Origin of the sequence: Xanthomonas sp. 3793 (assembly GCF_024806835.1) — a bacterium.
GTDB classification, from domain to species: domain Bacteria; phylum Pseudomonadota; class Gammaproteobacteria; order Xanthomonadales; family Xanthomonadaceae; genus Xanthomonas; species Xanthomonas arboricola_F.
On sequence record NZ_JANTYU010000008.1, the window covers coordinates 25,544 to 47,903 of the forward strand.

Below are 22,360 nucleotides of genomic sequence, written 5' to 3' on the forward strand. Positions count from 1 at the left end.
CATGCCTGCGCGCAGCCTGGGCGCCATCAGCGTCCGGGTTCGCGCAACGGTCCCGGGCTGGGGCGTTTGGTCAGCTTGCGCTGCAGCGAACGCCGGTGCATGCCGAGCAGACGAGCGGCCGCGGAGACGTTGCCGCCGGTTTCGTGCAGGGCCTGCTGGATGTGTTCCCACTGCAAACGGCTGAGTGGGGTCATCATTTCCTGCGCGGTTTCTTCTTCGTCCGGCTCGGGCAGGTCGTCGTCTTCTTCGCCCAGCGCCCGCATGATGGTGGGGATGTTGGCGGGCTTGGGCAGGTAGTCGTCGGCACCGAGTTTGATCGCTTCCACCGCCGTGGCGATGCTGGCGTAGCCGGTCACCAGCAGGATGCGCATGTCCGCGCGGATCTCGCGTAGCGGCTGGATCAGGCTGAGGCCGGAGTCGTGGCCGAGCTTGAGGTCGATCAGGGCAAAGTCCGGCAGCGCGCTGCGCGCGGTCGATAGCGCGCTAGCGGCATCGGTGGCGGTCAGCGTTTCCACGCCGCGCCGCGCCAGGCTGCGTTGCAGGGTGCGCAGGTACAAGGTGTCGTCGTCGACCAACAGGCCGGTGCGGATCGGGGTGCTTGTCATGCCAGGGCCTCGTGTTCGGAAAGCGGCAGTCGGAAACCGACGCGGGCGCCGCTGCCTTCGGCGGGCAGCATCCACAACTCGCCCTGCAGGCGCTCGACGGTGGCATGCGACAGCGCAAGGCCAACGCCCATGCCGTCGTGCTTGCCGCTGTTGAACAAGGTGCCCGGCAGCATGGCTTGCGCGGTGTCGAAGCCGGGCCCGTAATCGCGCACCTCGCCACTGAGGTGGTCGTTCTCCACCCGCAAGGTCAGATCGATCTGCGGGCGCCCGGCGCGTTCGCCGGCATCGGCGGCGTTGTTGAGCAGCACCATCAACAGGTGGCTGACGCCCGGCTGCAGCATCAGCCGCATCGGTGCGTCCTCGTTGCGGCGCAGCTCGATGGTGGGGCGCACCAGCCGCCATTGCTCCAGCACCTCCTGTACCGCCACTTCGCGGCTCAGGTGGCCGTTGTCGGCAGGCTGAGCCAGCGCCAGCACGCGCTCGTGGCACTGCACCAGCAGCTCGCGCAGGGTGTCCAGGTCTTCGCGCAGCTCGTTCTGATCGCACTGGTCGGCAATGTCGTCGACCAGCAGGGTCATCGTGGCCAGCGGGGTGTTGAGTTCGTGCGCCACCGACGCTGCATGGGTGGCCAATGCCACGATGCCCTCGTTGCGCGCAAAGCGCTCGCGCAGGGTGGAAATTTCGCGCTCGCGTTCGCGCATCGACAACGCCAGCCGCGTGGCGAAGGCCAGCACCACCACCGTGGACAGCAGGAAATTGGCCGCCATGCCCCACATGTGCAGGCTGAGCGGATCGAAGCTGCCGTACGGCAGCGGCAGGCCGAACGCGGCGCTGATGACATAGCCGGCCACGCACGATGCTGCCACGGCCATCGCCCAGCTCAGCGGCAGGGCCAGCGCGGCCAGCGCGATCAGCACCAGGAACAGCGAGCCGAACGGGTTGGCGATGCCGCCGCTCCAGCCCACCATCCAGGTCAGCACCGTCACATCGACCAGGATATGGCCAAACTCGGTGGCCGGGCTGACCGCGCCGCGATGCGCCACGCGCAGCTGCGCATACAGGTTGAACACCGCCAGCGCGGCGACGCCGGCCCACAGCGGTTGTTGCGGCAGGTGCAGACCCATCAGGCCGGAGGCGACCAGGATGGTGGCGGCCTGGCCGGCGGTGGCGAGCCAGCGCAGGCTGCACAGGGTCCGCAGGAAGGAGGCGTCGGAGCTATTCATCACGGCAATCCTATGCGCTCGCGGAAGTGATGGCCTGCGACAAACCGTCGCATCGGCCCGGATGGCGGCCCGCACGACGCTTCAGCTGTGAGCGGACGACGGACAGGCTAAAATGGCGGCATGTACGACGCCGTGACTCGCCCAACCCCTCCCGCCGACGCCACTGCCTGGCCGCGCCGCGTCACCCAGGCCGTCAAGATCGGCAGCGTGATCGTGGGCGGCGGCCACCCGGTGGTCGTCCAGTCGATGACCAATACCGACACCGCCGACATCGCTGGCAGCGTCAAGCAGGTGGCCGAGTTGTGGCGCGCAGGCTCGGAGATGGTGCGCCTGACCGTCAACAACCCCGAGTCGGCCGCGGCCATCCCGCGCATCGTCGACAAGCTGCGCATGATGGGGATCGAGGTGCCGTTGATCGGCGACTTCCACTACAACGGGCATCAGCTGCTCGCCGCCGAGCCGGCCTGCGCCGAAGCGCTGGCCAAGTACCGCATCAATCCGGGCAATGTCGGCTTCGGCAAGAAGAAGGACCTGCAGTTCGCGCAGCTGATCGAGTTCGCGATCAAGTACGACAAGCCGGTGCGCATCGGCGCCAACTGGGGCTCGCTGGACCAGTCGCTGGCCGCGCAGCTGATGGACGAAAATTCCAGGCGCGACACGCCGTGGGACGCAGGCCGCGTCTTGCGTGAGGCGCTGATCCGTTCGGCCGTGGATTCGGCCGAGCGCGCGGTGGAACTGGGCCTGGCGCGCGAGCGCATCATCCTGTCGGCCAAGGTGTCCGGCGTGCAGGAGCTGATCGCGGTGTACCGCGACATGGCGAGCCGCTGCGATTTCGCGCTGCACCTGGGCCTGACCGAAGCCGGCATCGGCAGCAAGGGCATCGTGGCCTCGGCGGCGGCCTTGAGCGTGCTGCTGCAGGAAGGCATCGGCGACACCATCCGGATCTCGCTGACGCCCGAGCCGGGCCAGTCGCGCACCCAGGAAGTGGTGGTCGCGCAGGAACTGCTGCAGACCACCGGCCAACGCGCGTTCACCCCGATGGTCACCGCCTGCCCGGGCTGCGGCCGCACCACCTCCGAGTTCTTCCAGGAGCTGGCCGGCGTGGTGCAGAACCACGTGCGCGCCAAGATGCCGGAGTGGAAGATTTCCAATCCCGGCGCCGAGAACATGACCCTGGCGGTGATGGGCTGCGTGGTCAACGGCCCGGGCGAATCGCGCCACGCCAACATCGGCATTTCGTTGCCGGGCACGGGCGAGGCGCCCTCGGCACCGGTGTTCATCGATGGTGAGAAAAGCGTCACCCTGCGTGGCGAAAACATCGCCTACGAATTCATCGATCTGATCGATCAGTACGTCGAACGCACCTATGTCCGCCGCGCCGGCTGAATCGCCGGCCGGGTTCAGTGCGTGGCTGCGCAACAATGCTTGGCGCATGGCGCTGTTGTTTGCCGGCGTGCTGTTGCCGCTGGGGTTGTTCGTCGACCTGGCCGATGAAGTGCATGAGCTGGAAAACGCCTATTTCGACGAACCCTTGCTGTGGAGCATGCGCAGCATCGCCACGCCCGGGCTGGATACGTTTTTCGGGGTGATTTCCAAGGTGGGCTACCAGTACGGCGTGATCCCGATCGATATCGCGATCGTGCTGGTGCTGCTGGCGTTACGGCGCTGGCGCGAGGGCACCTTTGCAGCGCTGGGCTTCGGCGGTTCGGCGTTGTTGAACATGGGCGCCAAGCAGTTCTTTCAACGCGACCGGCCCAGTCTGTGGGAGTCGATCGCACCGGAAAGCACCTTCAGTTTTCCCAGCGGGCATGCGATGGGCTCGATGACGCTCGCCGCAGTGGTCGTTGCGCTGGCGTGGCGCACACGCTGGCGCTGGCCGGCGACCATCGCCGCCAGCCTGTTCGCGGTGCTGGTCGGCGTGTCGCGAATCTATCTGGGCGTGCATTACCCCTCCGATATCCTCGGCGGTTGGTCGGCCGCATTGGTGTGGGTGGTGGGGCTGTATCTGGTGATGTTCCGCGGCACGCGGCGGCCGCATTGGCGTCGTCCCCGTGTGAGCGCCTGAGTTGCGCAACCTGGCGGTGTTGCAGGCGCGCCGGCGCCTGATCAGTGTCGCGCCAGGGGGAGTGCGGTCTCCCGTCGGCGCGCGTTCGCGCAAGTCGCAAACCGCGTCGAACAGGCGCCATTGCCGTAGAGGCATCGCAATCTGAGAGTGCAACGCATTGCCTATGTGGCGCTGTTGCGACGGCGATCCTGCGCAGATGTCCTGCGCGCCAGCTGCATGCCGATCAGGCTGCCGATCAACGCAAGCAGCATCATGTAATAGCCGGCGCCCATGGGGTGTTGTTTGACCAGCATCACCACCAGCAGCGGTGTCAGCCCACCGAACACGGCATAGCCCAGGTTGTAGGCGAACGACACGCCGGACAGGCGCACTTCGGGTGGGAACGCCTCGACCATGATGCGCGGGATCACCCCCAGCACGCCCAGTGCGGCGCCCAGCAGCGCGTAGAGCGGAAACACCAGCTGTGGATCGCCGGCCAGGCGGTAGAACGCACATGCCGCTACGCCCAGCAGGACGCTACCGATGAGCAGCACGCGCCCATTGCCATAGCGGTCGGCCAACGCACCGGCCACCACCGACCCGGCAGCCTGCAGCACGATGGCCAGGCTGTTGGCCTGTAGCGCCACTGCAGCCGGGTAGTGGTAACTGCTCTGCAACAGGCCGGGTGTCATCAACGACACCACCAGCACGCCGCCGGCCACCATCCAGGTCAGTGCCAGCGACAGCAGTACGCCAGGGCGATGATCGCGCAGCACCAGCTTGAGCGGGGTTTCGCGGGCCAGCGCACGCATGGCGACCAGTTCTGCGAACACCGGCGTCTCGTGCAGCCAGCGGCGCAAGTAGACCGACACCAGCCCGAACACGCCGCCTGCCAGAAACGGCAGGCGCCAGGCATAGTCGGCGATCTCGGCAGGGGTGAAGTGGCGGTTGAGGGCGCCGGCACCCAGCGAACCGAGCAACACGCCACCGGCCAGGCCGGCGGTCAGGGTGCCGCAGGCAAGCCCGGTGCGCTGGGGCGGCACGTGCTCGGCGACGAACACCCAGGCGCTGGGCACCTCACCGCCGATCGCGGCGCCCTGCAGCAGGCGCGCGCCCAGCAACAGCAGCGGCGCCGCAATGCCGATCTGCGCGTAGGTGGGCAGCAAGCCGATGCACAGCGTTGGCAGGGCCATCAGTAGCAGGCTCAAGCCGAACATGCGCTTGCGACCGACCAGGTCGCCGAAATGGGCCATCACCATGCCGCCCAGTGGGCGCACCAGGTAACCGGCGGCAAAGATGCCGAAGGTCTGCAGCTGGCGCATCCAGTCGGGGATGCCGGGAGGGAAGAACAACTCGCCCAGCACTGCGGCAAAAAAGATGAAGATGATGAAGTCGTACAGTTCCAGCGCGCCGCCCAGCGCGGACAAGGCCAGCGTCTTGTAGTCGTCGCGTTTGAGCTGCGACCTCGGTGCAGTGCCTGTGGGCGGATGGGTCTTCAAGGCGTGACATCCTGTGGCGGGTGGTGGCGCGCATGCGCGGATGCAGCAGTCGCCTGTGCGGCATCATCCTAGCGCGCCAGCAGGTGCGGCTTGCCTGCTGGCGCTGGATGGCACGTATGGGACTTCGGTAAACGCGTCGTGTCTGCGCCCGTGGTGACCTGTCAAGCGTGCAGGCTGGCCAGCGCCGCTGCTTCGGCATGCAGCACGGTGGTATCGAACAGCGGCAGCGCCGAGTCGCCGGCATCCACCAGCAAGGAGATTTCTGTGCAACCCAGGACGATCGCCTGCGCGCCTTGCTGCTCGAGTTCGGCCATGACCTGACGAAAAGAGTGACGCGATCCTGCATCGATCACGCCCTGGCACAGCTCTTCGTAAATCACCCGATGCAGTTCCGCGCGCGCATCGGCAGGCGGTATGACCACCGTCAGTCCACGCGCCTCCAGCCGCTGACGATAGAACGGCTGCTCCATGGTGAAGCGCGTGCCGAGCAGGCCGACCCGGGTGATGCCTGCCGCGAGCAAGGCATCGGCAGTGGCGTCGGCGATGTGCAGCAAGGGCAGTGGCGTTGCGGCGGTGATCGCATCGGCGACGCAGTGCATGGTGTTGGTGCACAGCACGATGAAGTCCGCGCCGCCGGCGTGCAGCGAACGCGCGGCCGCCGCCATCTCGCGTCCGGCGCCCTCCCAGTCGCCGGCGTGCTGCAGGCGTTCGATATCGTGGAAGTCGACGCTGTACAGCAACAGTCGGGCCGAATGCAGCCCGCCACGTTCGCGGCGGATGGCCTGATTGATATGGCGGTAGTAGGGCAGGGTGGACTCCCAGCTCATGCCGCCGATCATCCCGATGGTCTTCACGTGCAATGTCCTGGCGCAAGCGGGTTCGCCTGCATGGTCGCATACGATCCCGGTCGCATGATCCAGGTGACGGAGAAGCCGTTGACAACTGCTCGGTACGCGACAACGCAACCGCTGCAGTTGTGGTGCGCGTGCCAATGCGTGCGGCGACGCGCGTTATACCCACATCTATTGCGTCACCGCTGCTGCATTACTCGCCCGGCTTAGCCCCCTCCACCGGGGCATGCGTGGCAGCGCGGCGCGCCAGCACGGTTTCGCGGTGGGCGATGTATACATTGGCGCCGATGATGATGGCCGCGCCGATCAGGGTGTGGCGTTCGATCGCCTCGCCGAACAACCACCAGCCCAGCAATGCCACCAGCGGCAGTTGCATGAAGCTGATCGGCTGCAGTGCGGAGACTTCGCCCAGCTTGAGCGCGCGGGTCCAGAACAACTGCCCGGCAGTCCCGAAGACGCCGGTCGCCACCAGCCACAGCCAGTCGATGCCTTGCGGCCAGGTCCACTGGAACAGGGCCGGAATCAGCGACATCGGCACCCAGAACACATAGGTATAAAACACCACGGTGTCGGAGTCGTCGCTGCGCGAGAGCTGCTTGATCTGGATCGCGACCACGGCGCTGATGACGGCGGCCAGCAAGGCGATCAGCAGCCCGGGCGTGAAGGTGGACGATCCCGGTCGCAGGATCACCAGCACGCCGACGAAGCCTGCCGCCACTGCCAGCCAGCGGCGCAACCGTACCTGCTCGTGCAACCACACCACCGCCAGCACGGTAACGAACAACGGCGTGGAATAGGACAGCGAAATCGCCTGCGACAAGGGCAGGTGGCCGATCGCCCAGAACCCGCACAGCATCGACGCCAGGCCGATCAGCGTGCGCGCCAGGTACTGCGGCAACTGCCGCGTCCGTGGCAGCGCCTTGCCCGGCCGCAGGATCAACGGCAGTAACGCCAGCAACCCGAATGCATTACGGAAGAACGCGATCTCGGTGGTGGCAATGTTGCTCGACGCCAGCCGGATGGTGATGGCCATCAGGCCGAAGGCGAAGGTACTGGTGAGCATCCACAGCGCTGCACGACGCGAGACCTGCGCTGCAGTCACCAATGTGCTCCGATGATGCGCGGTTCCGGTTCCAGGATCACCGAATAGCGCTCGCGCACCGATTCGGCAATACGCCTGGCAAATTCCAGCAACTGTGCGCCGCTGGCGGTGCCGTAATTGACCAGGACCAGGGCGTGATCGGGAGACACGCCGGCATCGCCCTCGCGCTGGCCTTTCCAGCCGCATTGCTCGATCAACCACGCGGCCGACAACTTGCCCTGGCCTGGCTGCTCGCCGGGATACACCGGCATGTCGGCGAAGGTGGCCTGCAACGCGGCGATCTGTTCGCTCGGCAACAGCGGGTTCTTGAAAAAACTGCCTGCATTGCCGAGCACATCCGGGTCCGGCAGCTTGCGTCGACGGATGTTGATCACTGCCTGCGCCACGTCGGCGGCCCCCGCCAGCTCGGCGCCCATGCTGGCCAGTTCTTCGCGAATGCCGGCGTAATCCAGCCGCAGTTCGTGCAACAGCGGCAGATTGAATTCCACCGCTACAATCAGGTAACGCTCGGGTTGCTGCTTGAACACGCTGTCGCGGTAGGCGAAGGCGCACTCGGACGCGCTCAGCCGCACAAACTGCTGGCCAAGCCGATCGAAGGCCTCCACCGCGTGGATGAAGTCGCCCACCTGCGCGCCGTAGGCACCGATGTTCTGGATCGGGCTGGCACCGACGGTGCCGGGGATCAACGCCAGATTTTCCAGGCCGGACAACCCCTGCCGCAGCGAATACAGCACCAGCGCATGCCAGTTCACACCCGCCCCGGCGCGCACGATGGCGTGGTCGGCATGGTGCGCAATGATGGCGATGTCGCGGTTTTCGAAACACAGCACGCAACCTTGCGGGTCGCCGGCCAGCAGCAAATTGCTGCCGCTGCCCAGCACCAGCAATGGAAGCCCGGCGATCTCAGGCGCGGCCAGCGCCTGCGGCAATGCTGCGGGCGTGTGGATGCCGAGCAACCAGCGCGCCGTCGCCTCGACATGGAACGTGTTGAGCGCACGCAGTGGCGCATGCGCGCTCAAGTTCCAGCCAGTGTGCACCGCATCGCTCATAGCGGCGAGACCGCGCCACCGCTGGGCGCTTCGCGACGGCGACGGATGGCATCGACGCACTCGCCGATCAACGGCGGCCCGCGATACACCAGGCCGCTATAGCACTGCACCAGGCTCGCGCCGGCCGCCATCTTGGCCACGGCGTCGGCGCCGGAGCCGATGCCCCCCACGCCGATCAACGGGATCGACTCGGGCAGGCGTGCGCGCAGGCGGCGCAACACCAGTGTGGATTGCCCAAGCAGCGGCGCCCCCGACAAGCCGCCGGCCTCGGCAGCCAGCGGATGATTGGCGATCAAGGTGCGCGTCACCGTGGTGTTGGTGGCGATCACGCCATCCACCGCCAGGTCGGCCAGCACGCGCGCAGCCGCATCGATGTCGCGGTCGTTGAGATCCGGCGCCACCTTCACCAGCATCGGCACGCGCTTGCCGTGTTGGGCGGCCAGCGCTTCCTGGGTTTCGCGCAGATCGGCGATCAGCCGACGCAGCGCCTGTTCTTCCTGCAGCTCGCGCAAACCGGCGGTATTGGGCGAGGAAATGTTGACGGTGATGTAATCGGCCAGCGGATAGACGCGCTCCATGCAATAGCGGTAGTCGCTGGTCGCTTCCTCGTTGGGCGTGTCCTTGTTCTTGCCGATATTGATGCCGAGCAGGCCGCCGCGACGACGCGCGCGTTGCACGTTGGCCACCAGCGCATCCACGCCCAGGTTATTGAAGCCCATGCGGTTGATCACCGCCTGATACTCCGGCAAGCGGAACATGCGTGGCTTGGGATTGCCTTCCTGCGGCCTCGGCGTCACCGTGCCGATCTCGACGAAGCCGAAGCCCAGCGCCAGTAGCGCATCGATGTGCTCGCCGTTCTTGTCCAGGCCGGCGCCAAGGCCGACCGGGTTGGGGAACATCAAACCGAATGCCGGCGTCGGCAGCGGGACCGGGCGCTTGGCCAGCAGCGACGTGGTGCCGGTGCGGTAGGCGGTGTCGATGGAGCGCAACGCCAGCGCATGCGCGCGCTCGGCATCGAGGGTGAACAGCAGGGGGCGGGCAAGCGAATACATGGATGTCAGTTCAATTTCCCGGCGAAGACGCGGGTCTGGTATTGGAAGTCGATCTGTCCGTCCTGTGCGTGCGCATCGAACAGCGTGCGCAGCGCGGCGAGCATCGGTGCGTGGCGCGGGTCGTGTGCGAGCGGTGCGTAGGAAGACGACAACAGGCGGCCGCGCAGTGCATCGAAATCCAGCCGCTGCACATTGGGAAAGCGCGCCATCGCGCGGAACCCGTCGCCGAACCAGGCCTGCATGGTCGCATCGTCCTGGTAGCGTTCGGCCACGGCCGAATAGTCGGTGCCGTAGTCCAGCAGCAGTTGCTCGTAGCCGCGCAAGAAGGCGGTGGTGTCCAGCTCGCGCGAGTTCCAGTAGATCACCGCCAGCCCGTCGGGCCGCAGCACGCGCGCCCACTCGGCACGGATGGCCTGGGTGTCGAACCAGTGGAAGGCCTGCGCGGCAGACACCAGGCCCATGCTGGCATCGGCCAGCCCGGTGGCTTCGGCGGTGCCATCGACGGCCTGGAACTTGGGAAACCCTGCCAGCCACTGCTGCGCGGCTTCGCGCATGGCCGGGTTGGGTTCCACCGCCGTGACCGCGTAACCGGCCTCCAGAAACAGCCGGCTGGAAATGCCGGTGCCGGCGCCGATATCGGCCACCGCAGTCGCCGGCGTGATGCCAAGTTCGTCATGCAACCAGCGCAGCAACTGCGGCGGATAGCTGGGCCGGTAGCGCACATAGGCCGCTACACGGTCGTTGAAGCGTTGGGCCGAGGAGGGCGCGGCCATGCTCAACTGTTTGCGGCCGCCAGCCACGCCATACCGCCGAAAAACAGGATAAAGACCGCAATGCCCAGCACCCACAGGGCCACCGCCAGCCAGCCGAGGATCAGCCCGCCGATCGCCAGACCGTCGCCTTCCAGCCCCTGCGGGTTGCGGCGGATTTCCGCGCGTGCCAGGTGGCCGGTAATGATGGCGCACACGCTGCCGATGAAAGGAATCAGCGTCCAGCCGAGGATGCCTGCGACCAGGCTGACGATGGCCATGGCGCTGGTCTGTCGAACGACAACGTTCATCATGAACTCCTGGAGATTGGCGGCAGCAGAGGGCTGGCGTGAGGCGATTATCCCAGAGCGGCCGTCCGAATGGCGTGCCGTCTGGGGCGGAAACGCGATCCTGGGGGCATTGGCCGCCGGGGAGGGGGCCTGAAGGCTTGCCTTGACTGTCTGATTGCCTGGTAACGCGACACCTTGCCGATGGGGTGCCGGGGGCCTGTCCGAAATGTCAGCGGACCGCTGTCAACCGCTGCGGGGTGGCACCTGCCGCGATTGATTGTCTGTCGTTATTGCAGGCCGGCCGCAGCGAAGGCATGCGACAGCTGCAGCGCGCCGGCCATGGCCGGGCGCGCTGCGATGCCATCGATCACAGATCGAACTTGATGCCCTGCGCCAGCGGCAGCGAGTCGGAGTAGTTGATGGTGTTGGTCTGGCGACGCATATAGACCTTCCATGCGTCCGAGCCGGATTCGCGGCCACCGCCGGTTTCCTTTTCGCCGCCGAACGCGCCACCGATCTCCGCACCGGAGGTGCCGATGTTGACGTTGGCGATGCCGCAGTCGCTGCCGGCCGCCGACAGGAACTTCTCGGCCGCCTTCAGGTTCTGGGTGAAGATCGACGACGACAGGCCCTGCGGCACGCCGTTCTGCAGCTCGATCGCCTCATCCAGCGTGCCGTACTTCATTACGTAAAGGATCGGCGCGAAGGTCTCGTGCTGCACCACCGCGTCGCTGTTCTGCAGCCCGGTGACGATCGCCGGCAGCACGAAGTTGCCAGGACGATCGATCGCGGTGCCGCCCACTTCGACCGTGCCGCCGGCGGCCTTGGCCTTGGCGATCGAGGCCAGGAACTGCTCCACCGCGCCCTGGCTGTTGAGCGGGCCCATCAGGTTTGCCGGGTCGGTGGGGTCGCCGATCTTGCTGTCGAGCTGCTTGTACGCCTTGACCAGCGTGGCCAGCACGTTGTCGTAGATGGAGTCGTGCACGATCAGGCGGCGCGTGGTGGTGCAGCGCTGACCTGCGGTGCCCACCGCACCGAACACGATGCCGGGGATGGCCAGCTTCAAATCGGCGGTTTCGTCCAGGATGATGGCGTTGTTGCCGCCCAGCTCCAGCAGGCAGCGGCCCAGGCGGTGGGCGACCTTTTCAGCGACCACGCGGCCGATCTGGGTCGAACCGGTGAAGCTGATCAGCGGGATACGGGTGTCTTCGACCAGCTTCTCCGACAGGGAAGTGCCGGAATCGTTGATCAGGAAGAATACGTCCGGGAAGCCGGCATCCTTGAGCGCGGCATTGCAGATCTTCATCGTCGCGATCGCTGTCAGCGGGGTCTTGTTGGACGGCTTCCAGATGCAGATATCGCCGCAGATCGCCGCCAGGAACGCATTCCACGCCCACACCGCCACCGGGAAGTTGAACGCGCTGATGATGCCGACCAGGCCCAGCGGCTGGTACTGCTCGTACATGCGGTGGCCGGGGCGCTCCGAATGCATGGTGTAGCCATACAGCATGCGGCTCTGGCCGACCGCGAAGTCGGCGATGTCGATCATCTCCTGCACTTCGCCATCGCCCTCGGGCTTGCTCTTGCCCATTTCCAGGGCCACCAGCGAACCGAGCGCATCCTTGTGTGCACGCAGCGCCTCGCCACACAGGCGAACGGCCTCACCACGGCGCGGCGCAGGCGTGGTTCGCCACACCTTGAATGCGGCCTGCGCACGCTGGACGATCAATTCGTAGTCTTCCGGCGTGGTGGCCTGCACATCGGCGATCACCGCATTGGTGGTCGGATTGAGCGGCTGCAGCACCCCGGCACCGGTGGCCTGCGACCAGGTCGCCTCGCCCAGATAGGTACCGGAATTGGACGCGGCGAGGTCGAGCGCCTTGAGCAGGTCAGCGGACATGGAATCTCCTGGAAACAGTGGCAGTCGCGCAGCAGCCAAGGCCGGCAGCGACACGGGTAGCCGCCGATTTTAGCAGGCTCCACCCACCCCCGGCCGGCTTGGCAAGCTGGCTGAACATGCGACAATGTCGCCCTTGGCCCCGTAGCTCAGCTGGATAGAGCGTCCCCCTCCTAAGGGGAAGGTCGCCCGTTCGAATCGGGCCGGGGTCACCAGACCGAGGGCTGCTGTTCCAGATGGCCGCGTGCGCCAGCTGGACGATAGGGGCCTGCTAGTTGGCCGCGTTGAGAAGGCAGGGCGTTGACGGCACCGCGTCAGTAGAGGCTTGCGCATCGTTTCCCAGGTCAGCGCATTGGGCTCAGGTCGGCTGCCACAACTCTGCCTTGTTGCCGTCGGGATCGATGACCCAGGCAAACAGCCCGAATTCCGAGGTGGTGACGGTCTCCGACACCTGGCAACCGGCAGCTCTCAGCCGTTCAACCAGCGACTCCACATCATCGACCCGGTAGTTCACGATGAACGGGGCCGCGGTGTTCTCGAACTGGTTGCTCGCCTGCTCGTGAATTGCCCATGCCAGCGGGTTCTCGGGGCCTCCCTCTCGCGATCCGGCATCGAACACGGTTCCGCCCCAGGCTTGTACATCGATTCCCAGCTGCGTTGCATACCAGGTACGTAATGCAGTCGCGTCCTTGGACTTGATGATGATCCCGCCGATCCCGTTCACTGCGTGCATGCCCGATTCCTTTGACTGAGTGGGTTGATGACCAACAGCGGAGCCGTTCCCTGCGTCCAGACTCGGCTGCCGCGCAACGACGATAAAGTACTGCGAGTTCAGCCGCTTGCCAGATCTTGCTCAGATGACGATCAGCCAAACGCCATCCCTCACCACGGTCCAGAGTGTGAATCGTGCGCTCGACTACATCGAGGTCAATCTCGGCGGGAAGCTTTCGCTGTCCCTGATTGCTGGCGCTGCCTGTGTGTCACCTTTTCATCTTCAACGAATCTTTCGTGCCGTAATGGGTGAAACCCCTCGCGCATTCGTGCTGCGTAGAAGGCTGGAAAACGCCTTGGGCGATATGTCTCACCAGCCGGGCCGGCCCCTGACGGAAATAGCGCTGGCCCGCGGGTTTTCTTCGCTGTCGGATTTCTCAAGAAACTTTCGAAAGCACTTTGGATATTCGCCCGCCAGATTGGATCTCGATGCCTGTCTGGATGCGCGCCAAGGCGCACTGGATGCCACCCTGGCATTGACCTCGCATGGCGATGGCGGTGGTGCCATCGACGCCGGGGCATTTTCGGTCAATCTTCGCGAAATTCCCGAACGGACCGTTCAATACGTGCGCGTGCATCGTCCATTCGAGGAGGGCGCGGTTCGGGCGGCGGCCCTGCGTCTGCTGTCGTGGGCGCGAGATGCCGGCGTAGCACACCGTCAGTGGCTGGGGTATCTCTGGGATCAACCGCGACTGGCGTGCGCCGACGATTGCCGTTATGACGTCGCGGTAGAAGTGACGCATGGGCGGCCCTACGGCGATATCGGCCTATTCCGGTTTCCGCCGATGAAGGTGGCTGAAGTGGTGATTCGCGGGGATTTGCAGCTGGAGGCGCGCGCCTTTACCTGGCTGCGTACTGTCTGGCTGCCGGCAAGCGGCTACCTGCCAGCAGACTTGCCCGCCTTCGAGGCATGGCAGGGGTTGCCGTACGCGCACGGGGACGATCACTTCGAGCTTGCGTGCCAGCTTCCCATCCGTAGCCCGTCAGAGTCGAATGCGTGGGACCAGCTGCGGCACGCGAAGGCGGGGCCTATCTACTGACTGGCTCGCGCCCGATACCGATTGGATGGGTTTGCTCTGGATTGGACAGAACGTGGCGTTCAACGGAGTTGTTGCTGGTCGCTCTCTTTCGCACAAGCCGTCAGCTTCTGCCGGGAAGTCGACTCCCGCGGCCTCCCTCCTGTCAGCGATGCCGTACCACCCGGACCGCGACCGGCCGTGCAAACTTGTCCATCGCCACCGACGAGATGCGGCTGTGGCGGAGCAGGGTGCCGAGTTGTTCGGTGGCGCCCAGGCGCTGGTCGACTTCCAGCTCTGCCACGGTGCGCGGGCGTTTGCGCTTGTCGGCATTGGCGAAGCGCAGGCGGTTGTATTCGGCCCAGCCGACGGTGGTGATGGCCGCCATCAGGGCGATGACCGGCAGTGCGCCGAGTGCGAATGGGTCGATGGCGTTGTGTCGCAGGTAGAGCTCGGTATACGCGCTGCGCAGCCCGAAGAACCAGGCGATCAGCGTGGCTAGCGGTGCCCAGAGATAGAAATAGACCATCCAGGCGCCGGCAGTGGCGGCACCATAGGCGAGCCGGCGCGAGCGGCCGAGGCGTTGCGGCAGGTTGATGATGGGCGGAGTCATTGGATTCCTCGGTCGGGGCTCTTCCATCGCGCGCGTTGGTTGCGGCGTACGATGAGGGCGCGGGGGAAGGCGATGACGGCAGTGAGCATACCGATCATCCAGAAGGCGGCCGGGTACCAGATCACCCAGAAGAACTGGCGTGCCAGGCCTTTTTCGTAGCGACGTTCGATGATCAGGCTGGTGCCGAATTGCAGCAGGCAGACCACTGCCAGCACCAGGCCATGCCAGCGTGGCAGGATGGTGTCGACATACAACGCCGGCGGCATCGCGATGAACTTGCCGAGCACCCACAACACGATGATGAACAACATCACGTAGGCCCAGATCAGGCTCAGCGCGTATTCCAGCAGCACCGCCCACATGCGCCGGCTGCGCCACGCCAATGCGCGTCGACCATGGCTCAGCAATACCTCCACGCCACCGCGCGCCCAGCGCAGGCGCTGCATCCACAGGCCGCGGAAGGTTTCCGGCATCAGGATCCAGCACAGCGCGTTGGGCTCGTAGCGGATATCCCAGCCGTCGAGCTGCAGCCGCCAGGAAATGTCGATGTCTTCGGTGACCATGTTGTCGGACCAGAAGCCGACGTGGTGCAGGGCCGAGCGACGAAACGCGCAGATCACACCGGACACGGTGAACAGGCGGCCGTAGACGCGTTGGGCGCGCTTGATCAGGCCCACGATCGCGGAAAACTCGCCGACCTGCATACGGCCCATCAGGGTGGTGCGATTGCGCACGCGCGGGTTGCCGGTGACGCCACCGACGCGCGGGCCGGAAATCAGGTGACCCACCATCCAGCGCGTTGCGTTGGGGTCGAGAATCGCATCGGCATCCACACACACCAGGTAGTCCGAGCGTGCGGCCAGCGTGCCGACGCGCAGTGCGTTGGCCTTGCCGTGATTCTGCTCCAGATGCACCACGCGCAACCGTGGATGCTGGTGGGTGAGATCGTCGAGCACTTCGGCAGTGCGGTCGGTGCTGCCATCGTTGATTGCGATGATCTCGAAGTCTGCATAGTGCTGCGCGCTCATCGCCTCGATGGTTTCGGCAACATGCTTGGCTTCGTTGTAGCAAGGCATCAGCAACGATACGAACGGCTCGCTGGCCATCGGCGGCGGCTTGGATGGCCCTGGCGTGCCGCGTTCGCGTCGCAGGTAGTAGTAGATACCGCCGATCATCCAGAAAAACGCCATGATGATCGGGTAGTAAAACGCAAAGTTGAACAGGGCGGCCAGTAAGAGGCTGGTCGTCATCGGTCATCGCTCGATATAGGGGAATTGGCGGGCCGAAATGGCTTCACGCGCTTCGGGCAGGGACGGATGGCCGCCAATGAAATCGTCGGGGTAATACGCCAGATGACGCACGCCGGCCGCCAGCAGCAGCTTGGAGTGTGCGAGCACTGCGCCGTCAGGCAGTGGCTTGCCGGTACGCCAATCGACGGTTTGCAGTTCGAAGATGGTCTTGTCGAAACCGCGTGGTTGCTGACCGACACGCGTCGCCAGTTGCGTGAGCCACTGCTGCGGATCGTCGGCTTGTTCCATGTACGGCATCGCCATCAGCGCAGTGTAGTCGTAGGCGGTAGCAAACGCGTCCAGGCGCTGCGCAAACCACGCTTCGCTGTGCGGCTCCAGCACCGGCTGCGCGAACAGGTTGCGCACCGTGACCAGCTTGGGGCGCCAACGTTCTGCGGCGACCTTGAGCTGCTGAGTAAAGCCGATCAGCGCCTGCGTGCGCCTGGCCGGATCGCCGCCGCCGTAAGCCGGCACTTCGTCATCGCGCAGGTAGGCATCGTCATGGAACAGCAGGCCTTCGAAGTAGGCATTGGCGGCCAGGTCTTCGTAGACGTCGGCCACCAGTTGGCGCGTGCGTGGGTTGCCCGGGTCCAGACGCGGTACATCCTTCGGATCGTTTGCTCGGATCTGCAGCGCCGCCTGTTGCTGCGCGTCGGGCAGGTGGAAGCCGAGCACCGGCAGCCAGGCGAACACGCGCACACCGGCGCGGGTGCGCAGCTGCCAGGCCACGCGCCCGAACAGGTCCGCGCGCATCGGCAGATGCCGATTGGGGAAATACAGCGCATCGGCCGCGCCATCGCCATCCGGGTCAGCAAAGGCCTGCAGAAAGACGTGGCTGGGGCCGATGTCCTTGACGCGCTGGACCAGGATGTCGAGGTTGCGTTCCAGCTGCGCCGGGTCCGGGTCGTAGACGTAATCCAGATCGATCTGGATCGCACGCAGGCCATCGCGCGACAGGTCGCGTCGCAGTTCGCCGGCCAGATCACGCACATCGGGATTGTTGAACAGCAACAGGCGGCCAAGGCTGGCCAGCGATTGCCCATCCACGCGGTCGCGGCCCTGCTGGCCGATATCGGCCTCGTGCGAGCGGCCTTCCAGATCGAAGCTGAGCGTCATGCCCAACTGCGCGGCAATCTGGTTGCTGGCGCGATTGTAGGCGGCATACGGCCACACCATGGCGCGTGGCGGCTTGCCCAGATGCGCCACGATCGCGTCGCGGCTATGGCGCAGGTCGGTCTGGATGCGTTGGCGATAGTCCGCTTCGCTTTCGTAACCCTTGCCTGCATCCCAGTGACGCGTAACAGCGGCCGGCGTCTGGTTGCCGAACGGATTGCCGGCGATGCCTTTATGCAAGTCATCGCTATGCGAGCCAATCTCGACCAGGCCGCTGTCCTGCATCTCACGCAACTGCGCCCAGGTGACGAAGTCATCGCGGGTGAAATCGCGCGGGCCATAGGGTACGACCTTGTCCGCAGGCAACTCGACCCAACTGGTCACCGGCGCGACCAGTGCGGGGTAGCCATACGCCTGCAGTAGCGGAAATACCCGCGTATAAACGCTGCGCAAGCCATCGTCGAAGGTGAGCAATACCGGCCGCGAGGGCAGGGCACGCCGGCCGGCACGTGCGTCCAGCACCTGCTGCACGCTGACCGGGTGGTAGGCGTGCGAGCGCAGCCAGTCCAGATGCGCGGCGAAGTTGCTGGTGGACACCGCATAGCGATCCGGATCGCCCTTGGCGGCGACGTCGTCGCGAATATCGTGGTAGCTGAGCACCAGCAGGCCTGCATGCGCGGACGAAGCGAAGGTCATCAACAGCAGCGCGAGCAGCAACAGCGGCAGGCGGATCACGGCGTACCTCCCCATCGGAAATCCAGGTCCAATCCAAGTTGGTGTTCGCGCTGCCCGTCGTAGACCGGGCTCGACCAACTCACGCCGTAGCTCACTGCGCTGCCATCGCCCAGCGACCACAGGTGGCGATAGGCCACGGCAGGTACCCAGCGACTGCCGAAGCCGGACTGATACGTTGGCCCGGCGGTCACTTCCAGCCGCTGCCGGAATGCATAGTCATAACGACGCCAGCCGATCTGTTCGATCCGCACACCCGCGGCCACGCCCGAGCTGCGGCGCGGGTTGAAGTAATCGACAACGCGGTCGTCTTCGGCGCGCCCGGCGGACGCGGAAAATAGCCCATCGATCAGCACATGCGGGCTTGCCCACAGGCGTTGACTGCCGGATAGATCGAGCTGGCTGCGCCGATTGCCATCGCTGTAACGCAGCTGGCGTGCTTGCAGTTCCCAACGGCTTTCGTCGCTGGGGGTCCAGCGCACGGCAGCGCCGATGCTGTCGCCGGTGATGCCCAACCGACGCGCCTGCAACGAGGCCTCCGGGTCGCGTGTCCGCCAGGCGACGCTGCCGTACCACGCATCGGAAAATCGCCAGCCCGCGTCCAATGACCAGGCGGTGCTGTCGCGGTCGAAATCATCGAGTGCGCGGCCACCATAGGCGCTCAGATCCAGCCGGTCGTAGCGGTAATGCGTGCCTAGCCAGAAGCTGCGATAACGCACGCGCGTGTTCTGGAAATCGGACCAATCGTCGCGCGCGCGCAAGCCCACGCGCCAGCGCTCGCCCAGCAGCGGCGATTCGGCTTCCAGCAGCGAGCTGCCGAAATGGTCGCCGAGCGGCGAGGTTGCGTTGGCGCGGTTGTCGTTGTCGCTGCGTCCCCACGCATGGCTCAGATGCACCTGCCAGCCGCGTTGGCGCTCCAGCGATGCGCCGAGGCGTTGCAGGCCCGCGTCGTCCGGATACTCCTTGCGCAGGCTCGCGAACGCGGCATCGGCCAGATCCAGGCGATCCAGGTCGCGTTGCGCTTCCACGCTGCCGCTGCGCGCCTGCTTGTGATGCGGATCCAGCGTCAGTGCCATTGCGTTGCGTTGCAATGCCTGGCTGATGTGTCCGCGCCGCTGCTCGATCGATGCCAGCGCGGCCTGCAGTTCCGCATTATCCGGACCGATCGCCACCCGCTCGCGCAGCAGGGCCTGCGCACCCCGGTTGTCGTTCGCCGCCGAGCGTGCCGTCGCCAGCGCGATATCTGCGCTGAAGCGGTCCCAGTTCTCGTAGCCGCTGGTGGCTCCATCGCGGCGTGGCCACGGCACCTGGGTTGCGGCAAGCTTCTCGAACAACGGCATCGCCTGATCGAAGCGCTCCTGCTCCAGCAAGGCATAGCCCAGCAGCAGCTGCGTATTGAAATCGTCCGGGTCGTGTTGCAAGGCCTGCCGCAGCACGGCTTCGGCTTCGGCAGGGCGGCGCAACCCCATCAGCGAGTCGCCCACGGTCGGCAGCACGTAGCCGGGAACCGCGATGCCTTCCGCGCGCAGCGCCTGGTACCCGGCCACCACATCGCGGTGACGCTGCCGCTGGTTGAGCGCGATCAGGCCGTCCACGCGCAGGCGTGTGGCTTCCCATGCCACCTGGGGCGGCGCGTCGCGCTCGATACGGGCAATGTTGACCAGCGCTTGATCGGTCTCGGCGTAGCGATGCGCGGCGTCCACCGGTTCGGCACTGGCCCAGCCGATCATGCGCGCGACGCGATCGTTGTCGATGCGTTCGCGTTCCTGCTGCGAGAACCAGTCCGGATGCCGCCACACCGCTTCGGCTGCGAGCTGTGCGCTGCCCAGGTCGCTCAGTGTGAGCGCACGCAGGGTGTAGGCGCCCTTGTCGCGCGGGTCTGCACGCAGCACCCGCTCGTAGATGGCCAGGGCGTCCGCATAGCGTTGCTGGCCGCGAAGCTGCTCGGCCTGCTGCATGGGTGTAAGGACGATGGTGGCGTCATGCACATCGGAGGCATCACGCACATCTGCAGACCGCAGTTCGCCACTGTGCGCCTGGGGCGCACACGCAGACAACAAGGCGAGGCTGAGCAGAGGTGTGAGTGCGCTCGTGCGGTCAGGACAACCGCGACGCACGTAATTGCTTGAACGACTGGGGGAGGAAGTTCACAAGCGATCCCGGCTATGAAGTTCGGCGATACTGCGTATGCCTATGTAAAATGCATGTCATCACAATGTCGATGCGATGTTCATTGCTTCAGTTCGTTTTTGAGACTAGGCAATGATTCCCGCGGCGATTTTATTGCCGGAAATAGGACTACTAACGCGTTCTCGTGCGTATCTACTTCGAATGAAGAAGATTCATTGTCACGCAGGGCGCGCTGGCAAGCGTGTTGTCGGCTCCACGCTATGCTCTTTTAGACATTATTAGAATTGCCCAACTTAGCGGCGAGTTGCCCGACGTTCGTGTCTGACGAGACCCTTGTTGCATCCAGCACCTACAGCTGCCCACTCGCTGCGTCCGGAATTTAAGTGATATCCATCACATAAGTGAAATGGTCGGATTTTTCTTACAGGGTAGCCCCTACACGGCGCGTTGACCCGTTCTTAACGTTGCAGCAAAGTTGCGCCGCATTCTGCCGAGCTGAAGGGTTGCGCCGCCATGTTGGTGGCCAGGCACGGTGATGCGGGCGGCGGCGCGCGGAAGGCGCGACCACCGCACAGGGGGCAGGACAAGATGTGGATGCGATCGGCGCCGTTGGCGCTGGCGGCTTGCCTTTGGGCGGTCGCTGGGCTGGCGGCTGCACAACAATCGGCACCTTCCAGCCTGGATCGGCAGGAACAACTGCGCCAGGCCGAAGAGATCCAGCGCAGGCAGGAGCAGGAGCGCCAGGCGCCCTTCGCCGGCCCGCGCGAGGAGGCCGACCGCGTGGATGCAGGCAGCACTGCATTGCCCAGGGAAGACCTGTGTTTTGCCATCACGCGCGTGCGTCTTTCCGGTGCCGGCGATGCAGCGGACCGTTTTGCCTGGTTGTGGAAATCGTTGCGCCGTTACGAGGGCCGCTGCATCGGCCGCGCGGGGATCGACATCATTCGCCGCCGCGCACTGGATCGCCTGGTGGCACGTGGTTTTGTCACCACCCGAATCGGTGTGCCCGAGCAGGATCTGTCGCGTGGCGAACTGCGTTTTGAATTGATGCCTGGACGTCTGCGTGCGGTGCGTGTGGCCTCCGATACCGATGGCGCACATTGGAAAACGGCCTTGCCGTTACGCAGCGGGGATCTGCTGGATCTGCGCGCGATCGAGCAGGCCGTTGAGCAGTTCAAGCGACTGCCATCGCAAGATGCCAAGATCGATATCGCCCCGGGCGAGGCGCCAGGCGAATCGGATCTGGTGATCACCTTGCAGCACGGTCGGCGCTGGCGCGGCGTGGCCAATGCCGACGACTCTGGCGTGGAAGCCACCGGGCGCGCGCAGAGCGGGCTGGATTTTTCGCTGGACAACCCGCTGGGCCTCAACGATCTGCTCAGCGTCGGCTACAGCCATGACCTGGCCACGCGCGACGAAGAACGCGGCACGCGCGGCAATAGTCTCAGTTACAGCCTGCCATGGGGCTGGTGGACGTTTGCGTTGTCGGCCTCTTCGTACCGCTATCACCAGCGCGTGGACGGATTTTTGCAGACCTTTCAGTCCAGCGGCGAATCCAGCAACGCGCAGCTGGATATCCAGCGTGTACTGCACCGCGATGGCACCAGCAAGACCTCTGCCGGTGTCACGGTGGGCAGGCGGCGGGCGCGTAGTTATCTGGATGGCGTGGAGATCGGCATCCAGCGCCGCGACACCAGCAGCGCGGAGTTCTACCTCACCCATCGTCGCTATCTGGGCGCGATGCAGTTGGACGTGCGCATCGCGCATCGGCGTGGCACGCCGTGGTTCAACAGCCAGTGGACAGGTTACGACCCGCAGATCGGGTTCCCGACATTCCGTTATGGCGTGACCACGCTGGACGTGAGCACGGCCCTGCCGTTCAAGCTGGGCCCGGTGCCGATGGCGTGGGAAAGCAGCCTGCGTGCACAGACCGCAGGTGAGCTGTTGCTTGGCTCGGAGTTCGTCACCATCGGGGGCCGCTACAGCGTGCGCGGCTTCGACGGCGAAGCGACCTTGGGCGCGGAAAAGGGCGCGTACTGGCGGAATACCTTGAGTTTTCCGATCCAGCAGATCGGGCTGACGCCGTATCTGGGGTTGGATGCCGGGCGCATCGATGGCACCAGTGCCGGCGGTCTGCGCGGCCGCAGTCTGGTGGGCGGCGCGGTAGGTCTGCGCGGCGGTTGGTTCGGCGCCAGCATCGATGCATTTGCCGGCTGGGCGATCCATCGCCCCGATGGTTTTGGAAGTGCGCAGCCGGCGTATGGCGCGCGTGTGATCTACCAGTTCTGACATGGATCGCGCCGCCAGCCGGCAGCGCGCCGTTGATTGATGACGC

19 protein-coding genes and 1 tRNA gene are annotated in these 22,360 nt (G+C 65.4%); 5 read left to right on the top strand and 15 right to left on the bottom strand.

Annotation, left to right across the window (positions count from 1 at the left end; all coding sequences use genetic code 11):
- Positions 1-26 precede the first annotated feature (26 nt).
- Both FHY18_RS21045 and FHY18_RS21050 read right to left on the bottom strand, forming a co-directional pair.
- Complete coding sequence (locus FHY18_RS21045) at positions 27-605, bottom strand: response regulator transcription factor (protein WP_046962497.1); 579 nt, start codon at positions 603-605, stop codon at positions 27-29.
- Positions 602-1,828: an ATP-binding protein gene (locus FHY18_RS21050; protein ID WP_259159739.1), complete on the bottom strand. Its 1,227-nt coding sequence runs from the start codon at positions 1,826-1,828 to the stop codon at positions 602-604. The genes FHY18_RS21045 and FHY18_RS21050 overlap by 4 nt, the downstream gene beginning before the upstream one ends.
- 120 nt (positions 1,829-1,948) lie before the next feature.
- Between FHY18_RS21050 and ispG the strand changes: the two genes are divergently transcribed.
- Together ispG and FHY18_RS21060 are read left to right on the top strand one after the other, a co-directional pair.
- Positions 1,949-3,214, top strand: coding sequence for a flavodoxin-dependent (E)-4-hydroxy-3-methylbut-2-enyl-diphosphate synthase (gene ispG, locus FHY18_RS21055; protein ID WP_259159740.1), 1,266 nt, complete (start codon positions 1,949-1,951; stop codon positions 3,212-3,214).
- On the top strand, positions 3,195-3,893 hold the full coding sequence (locus tag FHY18_RS21060) for a phosphatase PAP2 family protein (protein WP_259159741.1): 699 nt from the start codon (positions 3,195-3,197) through the stop codon (positions 3,891-3,893). The genes ispG and FHY18_RS21060 overlap by 20 nt, the downstream gene beginning before the upstream one ends.
- A 161-nt stretch (positions 3,894-4,054) precedes the next feature.
- Here the strand turns inward: FHY18_RS21060 and FHY18_RS21065 are convergent, their stop codons facing one another.
- The 8 genes from FHY18_RS21065 to FHY18_RS21100 all read right to left on the bottom strand — a co-directional run bounded on the left by FHY18_RS21065 (position 4,055) and on the right by FHY18_RS21100 (position 12,364).
- Positions 4,055-5,371 carry an MFS transporter gene (locus FHY18_RS21065; RefSeq protein WP_259159742.1) on the bottom strand — a complete coding sequence of 439 codons (1,317 nt, stop codon included), beginning with the start codon at positions 5,369-5,371 and terminating at the stop codon, positions 4,055-4,057.
- A gap of 161 nt (positions 5,372-5,532) precedes the next feature.
- The gene (locus FHY18_RS21070) at positions 5,533-6,210 is read right to left on the bottom strand and encodes an aspartate/glutamate racemase family protein (RefSeq protein ID WP_259159911.1); all 678 of its coding nucleotides are present in this window, start codon (positions 6,208-6,210) and stop codon (positions 5,533-5,535) included.
- Between the two features lie 205 nt (positions 6,211-6,415).
- Positions 6,416-7,327: a DMT family transporter gene (locus FHY18_RS21075; protein WP_259159743.1), complete on the bottom strand. Its 912-nt coding sequence runs from the start codon at positions 7,325-7,327 to the stop codon at positions 6,416-6,418.
- Entirely contained in the window at positions 7,321-8,373 is a 1,053-nt protein-coding gene (gene murB, locus FHY18_RS21080; RefSeq protein ID WP_259159745.1) for a UDP-N-acetylmuramate dehydrogenase, read from the bottom strand. Before murB ends, FHY18_RS21075 begins: the two co-directional genes overlap by 7 nt.
- Positions 8,370-9,425 (bottom strand): quinone-dependent dihydroorotate dehydrogenase, encoded by a 1,056-nt coding sequence (locus tag FHY18_RS21085; RefSeq protein ID WP_046962504.1) that lies wholly within the window; start codon positions 9,423-9,425, stop codon positions 8,370-8,372. The genes murB and FHY18_RS21085 overlap by 4 nt, the downstream gene beginning before the upstream one ends.
- 5 nt (positions 9,426-9,430) lie before the next feature.
- Positions 9,431-10,198 (bottom strand): class I SAM-dependent methyltransferase, encoded by a 768-nt coding sequence (locus FHY18_RS21090; protein WP_259159747.1) that lies wholly within the window; start codon positions 10,196-10,198, stop codon positions 9,431-9,433.
- Between the two features lie 2 nt (positions 10,199-10,200).
- Entirely contained in the window at positions 10,201-10,485 is a 285-nt protein-coding gene (locus FHY18_RS21095; RefSeq protein ID WP_046962587.1) for a DUF4190 domain-containing protein, read from the bottom strand.
- A 346-nt stretch (positions 10,486-10,831) separates the two neighbouring features.
- Positions 10,832-12,364 carry an aldehyde dehydrogenase family protein gene (locus FHY18_RS21100; protein WP_259159750.1) on the bottom strand — a complete coding sequence of 511 codons (1,533 nt, stop codon included), beginning with the start codon at positions 12,362-12,364 and terminating at the stop codon, positions 10,832-10,834.
- A 135-nt stretch (positions 12,365-12,499) separates the two neighbouring features.
- On the opposite strand from FHY18_RS21100, the gene FHY18_RS21105 reads away from it, so the two are divergent.
- Positions 12,500-12,576 (top strand) — tRNA-Arg (locus FHY18_RS21105).
- A 143-nt stretch (positions 12,577-12,719) separates the two neighbouring features.
- Here FHY18_RS21105 and FHY18_RS21110 read toward each other — a convergent pair.
- Positions 12,720-13,094 carry a VOC family protein gene (locus FHY18_RS21110; protein WP_259159752.1) on the bottom strand — a complete coding sequence of 125 codons (375 nt, stop codon included), beginning with the start codon at positions 13,092-13,094 and terminating at the stop codon, positions 12,720-12,722.
- A gap of 124 nt (positions 13,095-13,218) precedes the next feature.
- Here FHY18_RS21110 and FHY18_RS21115 point away from each other — a divergent pair, with 124 nt between their 5' ends.
- Entirely contained in the window at positions 13,219-14,172 is a 954-nt protein-coding gene (locus FHY18_RS21115; protein WP_259159754.1) for a helix-turn-helix domain-containing protein, read from the top strand.
- A 142-nt stretch (positions 14,173-14,314) separates the two neighbouring features.
- Here the strand turns inward: FHY18_RS21115 and pgaD are convergent, their stop codons facing one another.
- The 4 genes from pgaD to FHY18_RS21135 are packed head-to-tail and all read right to left on the bottom strand — an operon-like array spanning position 14,315 to position 19,853.
- Positions 14,315-14,761, bottom strand: a complete 447-nt coding sequence (pgaD, locus tag FHY18_RS21120; protein ID WP_259159755.1) for a poly-beta-1,6-N-acetyl-D-glucosamine biosynthesis protein PgaD — start codon at positions 14,759-14,761, stop codon at positions 14,315-14,317.
- Positions 14,758-16,011 carry a poly-beta-1,6-N-acetyl-D-glucosamine synthase gene (gene pgaC, locus FHY18_RS21125; RefSeq protein ID WP_259159757.1) on the bottom strand — a complete coding sequence of 418 codons (1,254 nt, stop codon included), beginning with the start codon at positions 16,009-16,011 and terminating at the stop codon, positions 14,758-14,760. Before pgaC ends, pgaD begins: the two co-directional genes overlap by 4 nt.
- Before the next feature lie 3 nt (positions 16,012-16,014).
- Positions 16,015-17,913 (bottom strand): poly-beta-1,6-N-acetyl-D-glucosamine N-deacetylase PgaB, encoded by a 1,899-nt coding sequence (gene pgaB / locus FHY18_RS21130; RefSeq protein ID WP_259159758.1) that lies wholly within the window; start codon positions 17,911-17,913, stop codon positions 16,015-16,017.
- Positions 17,895-19,853: a tetratricopeptide repeat protein gene (locus FHY18_RS21135; protein WP_276577389.1), complete on the bottom strand. Its 1,959-nt coding sequence runs from the start codon at positions 19,851-19,853 to the stop codon at positions 17,895-17,897. Before FHY18_RS21135 ends, pgaB begins: the two co-directional genes overlap by 19 nt.
- 760 nt (positions 19,854-20,613) lie before the next feature.
- Here FHY18_RS21135 and FHY18_RS21140 point away from each other — a divergent pair.
- Entirely contained in the window at positions 20,614-22,314 is a 1,701-nt protein-coding gene (locus FHY18_RS21140) for a ShlB/FhaC/HecB family hemolysin secretion/activation protein (RefSeq protein WP_259159760.1), read from the top strand.
- The last annotated feature ends 46 nt before the right edge of the window (positions 22,315-22,360 follow it).

What these genes read in the sequence shown, in the direction of transcription:
- FHY18_RS21045 (WP_046962497.1), bottom strand. Translation starts at nt 605, where the DNA reads ATGACAAGCACCCCGATCCGCACCGGCCTGTTGGTCGACGACGACACC.
- FHY18_RS21050 (WP_259159739.1), bottom strand. Translation starts at nt 1,828, where the DNA reads ATGAATAGCTCCGACGCCTCCTTCCTGCGGACCCTGTGCAGCCTGCGC.
- ispG (WP_259159740.1), top strand. Translation starts at nt 1,949, where the DNA reads ATGTACGACGCCGTGACTCGCCCAACCCCTCCCGCCGACGCCACTGCC.
- FHY18_RS21060 (WP_259159741.1), top strand. Translation starts at nt 3,195, where the DNA reads ATGTCCGCCGCGCCGGCTGAATCGCCGGCCGGGTTCAGTGCGTGGCTG.
- FHY18_RS21070 (WP_259159911.1), bottom strand. Translation starts at nt 6,210, where the DNA reads ATGATCGGCGGCATGAGCTGGGAGTCCACCCTGCCCTACTACCGCCAT.
- murB (WP_259159745.1), bottom strand. Translation starts at nt 8,373, where the DNA reads ATGAGCGATGCGGTGCACACTGGCTGGAACTTGAGCGCGCATGCGCCA.
- FHY18_RS21085 (WP_046962504.1), bottom strand. Translation starts at nt 9,425, where the DNA reads ATGTATTCGCTTGCCCGCCCCCTGCTGTTCACCCTCGATGCCGAGCGC.
- FHY18_RS21090 (WP_259159747.1), bottom strand. Translation starts at nt 10,198, where the DNA reads ATGGCCGCGCCCTCCTCGGCCCAACGCTTCAACGACCGTGTAGCGGCC.
- FHY18_RS21095 (WP_046962587.1), bottom strand. Translation starts at nt 10,485, where the DNA reads ATGAACGTTGTCGTTCGACAGACCAGCGCCATGGCCATCGTCAGCCTG.
- FHY18_RS21100 (WP_259159750.1), bottom strand. Translation starts at nt 12,364, where the DNA reads ATGTCCGCTGACCTGCTCAAGGCGCTCGACCTCGCCGCGTCCAATTCC.
- FHY18_RS21110 (WP_259159752.1), bottom strand. Translation starts at nt 13,094, where the DNA reads ATGCACGCAGTGAACGGGATCGGCGGGATCATCATCAAGTCCAAGGAC.
- FHY18_RS21115 (WP_259159754.1), top strand. Translation starts at nt 13,219, where the DNA reads ATGACGATCAGCCAAACGCCATCCCTCACCACGGTCCAGAGTGTGAAT.
- pgaD (WP_259159755.1), bottom strand. Translation starts at nt 14,761, where the DNA reads ATGACTCCGCCCATCATCAACCTGCCGCAACGCCTCGGCCGCTCGCGC.
- pgaC (WP_259159757.1), bottom strand. Translation starts at nt 16,011, where the DNA reads ATGACGACCAGCCTCTTACTGGCCGCCCTGTTCAACTTTGCGTTTTAC.
- pgaB (WP_259159758.1), bottom strand. Translation starts at nt 17,913, where the DNA reads ATGGGGAGGTACGCCGTGATCCGCCTGCCGCTGTTGCTGCTCGCGCTG.
- FHY18_RS21135 (WP_276577389.1), bottom strand. Translation starts at nt 19,853, where the DNA reads ATGCAGCAGGCCGAGCAGCTTCGCGGCCAGCAACGCTATGCGGACGCC.
- FHY18_RS21140 (WP_259159760.1), top strand. Translation starts at nt 20,614, where the DNA reads ATGTGGATGCGATCGGCGCCGTTGGCGCTGGCGGCTTGCCTTTGGGCG.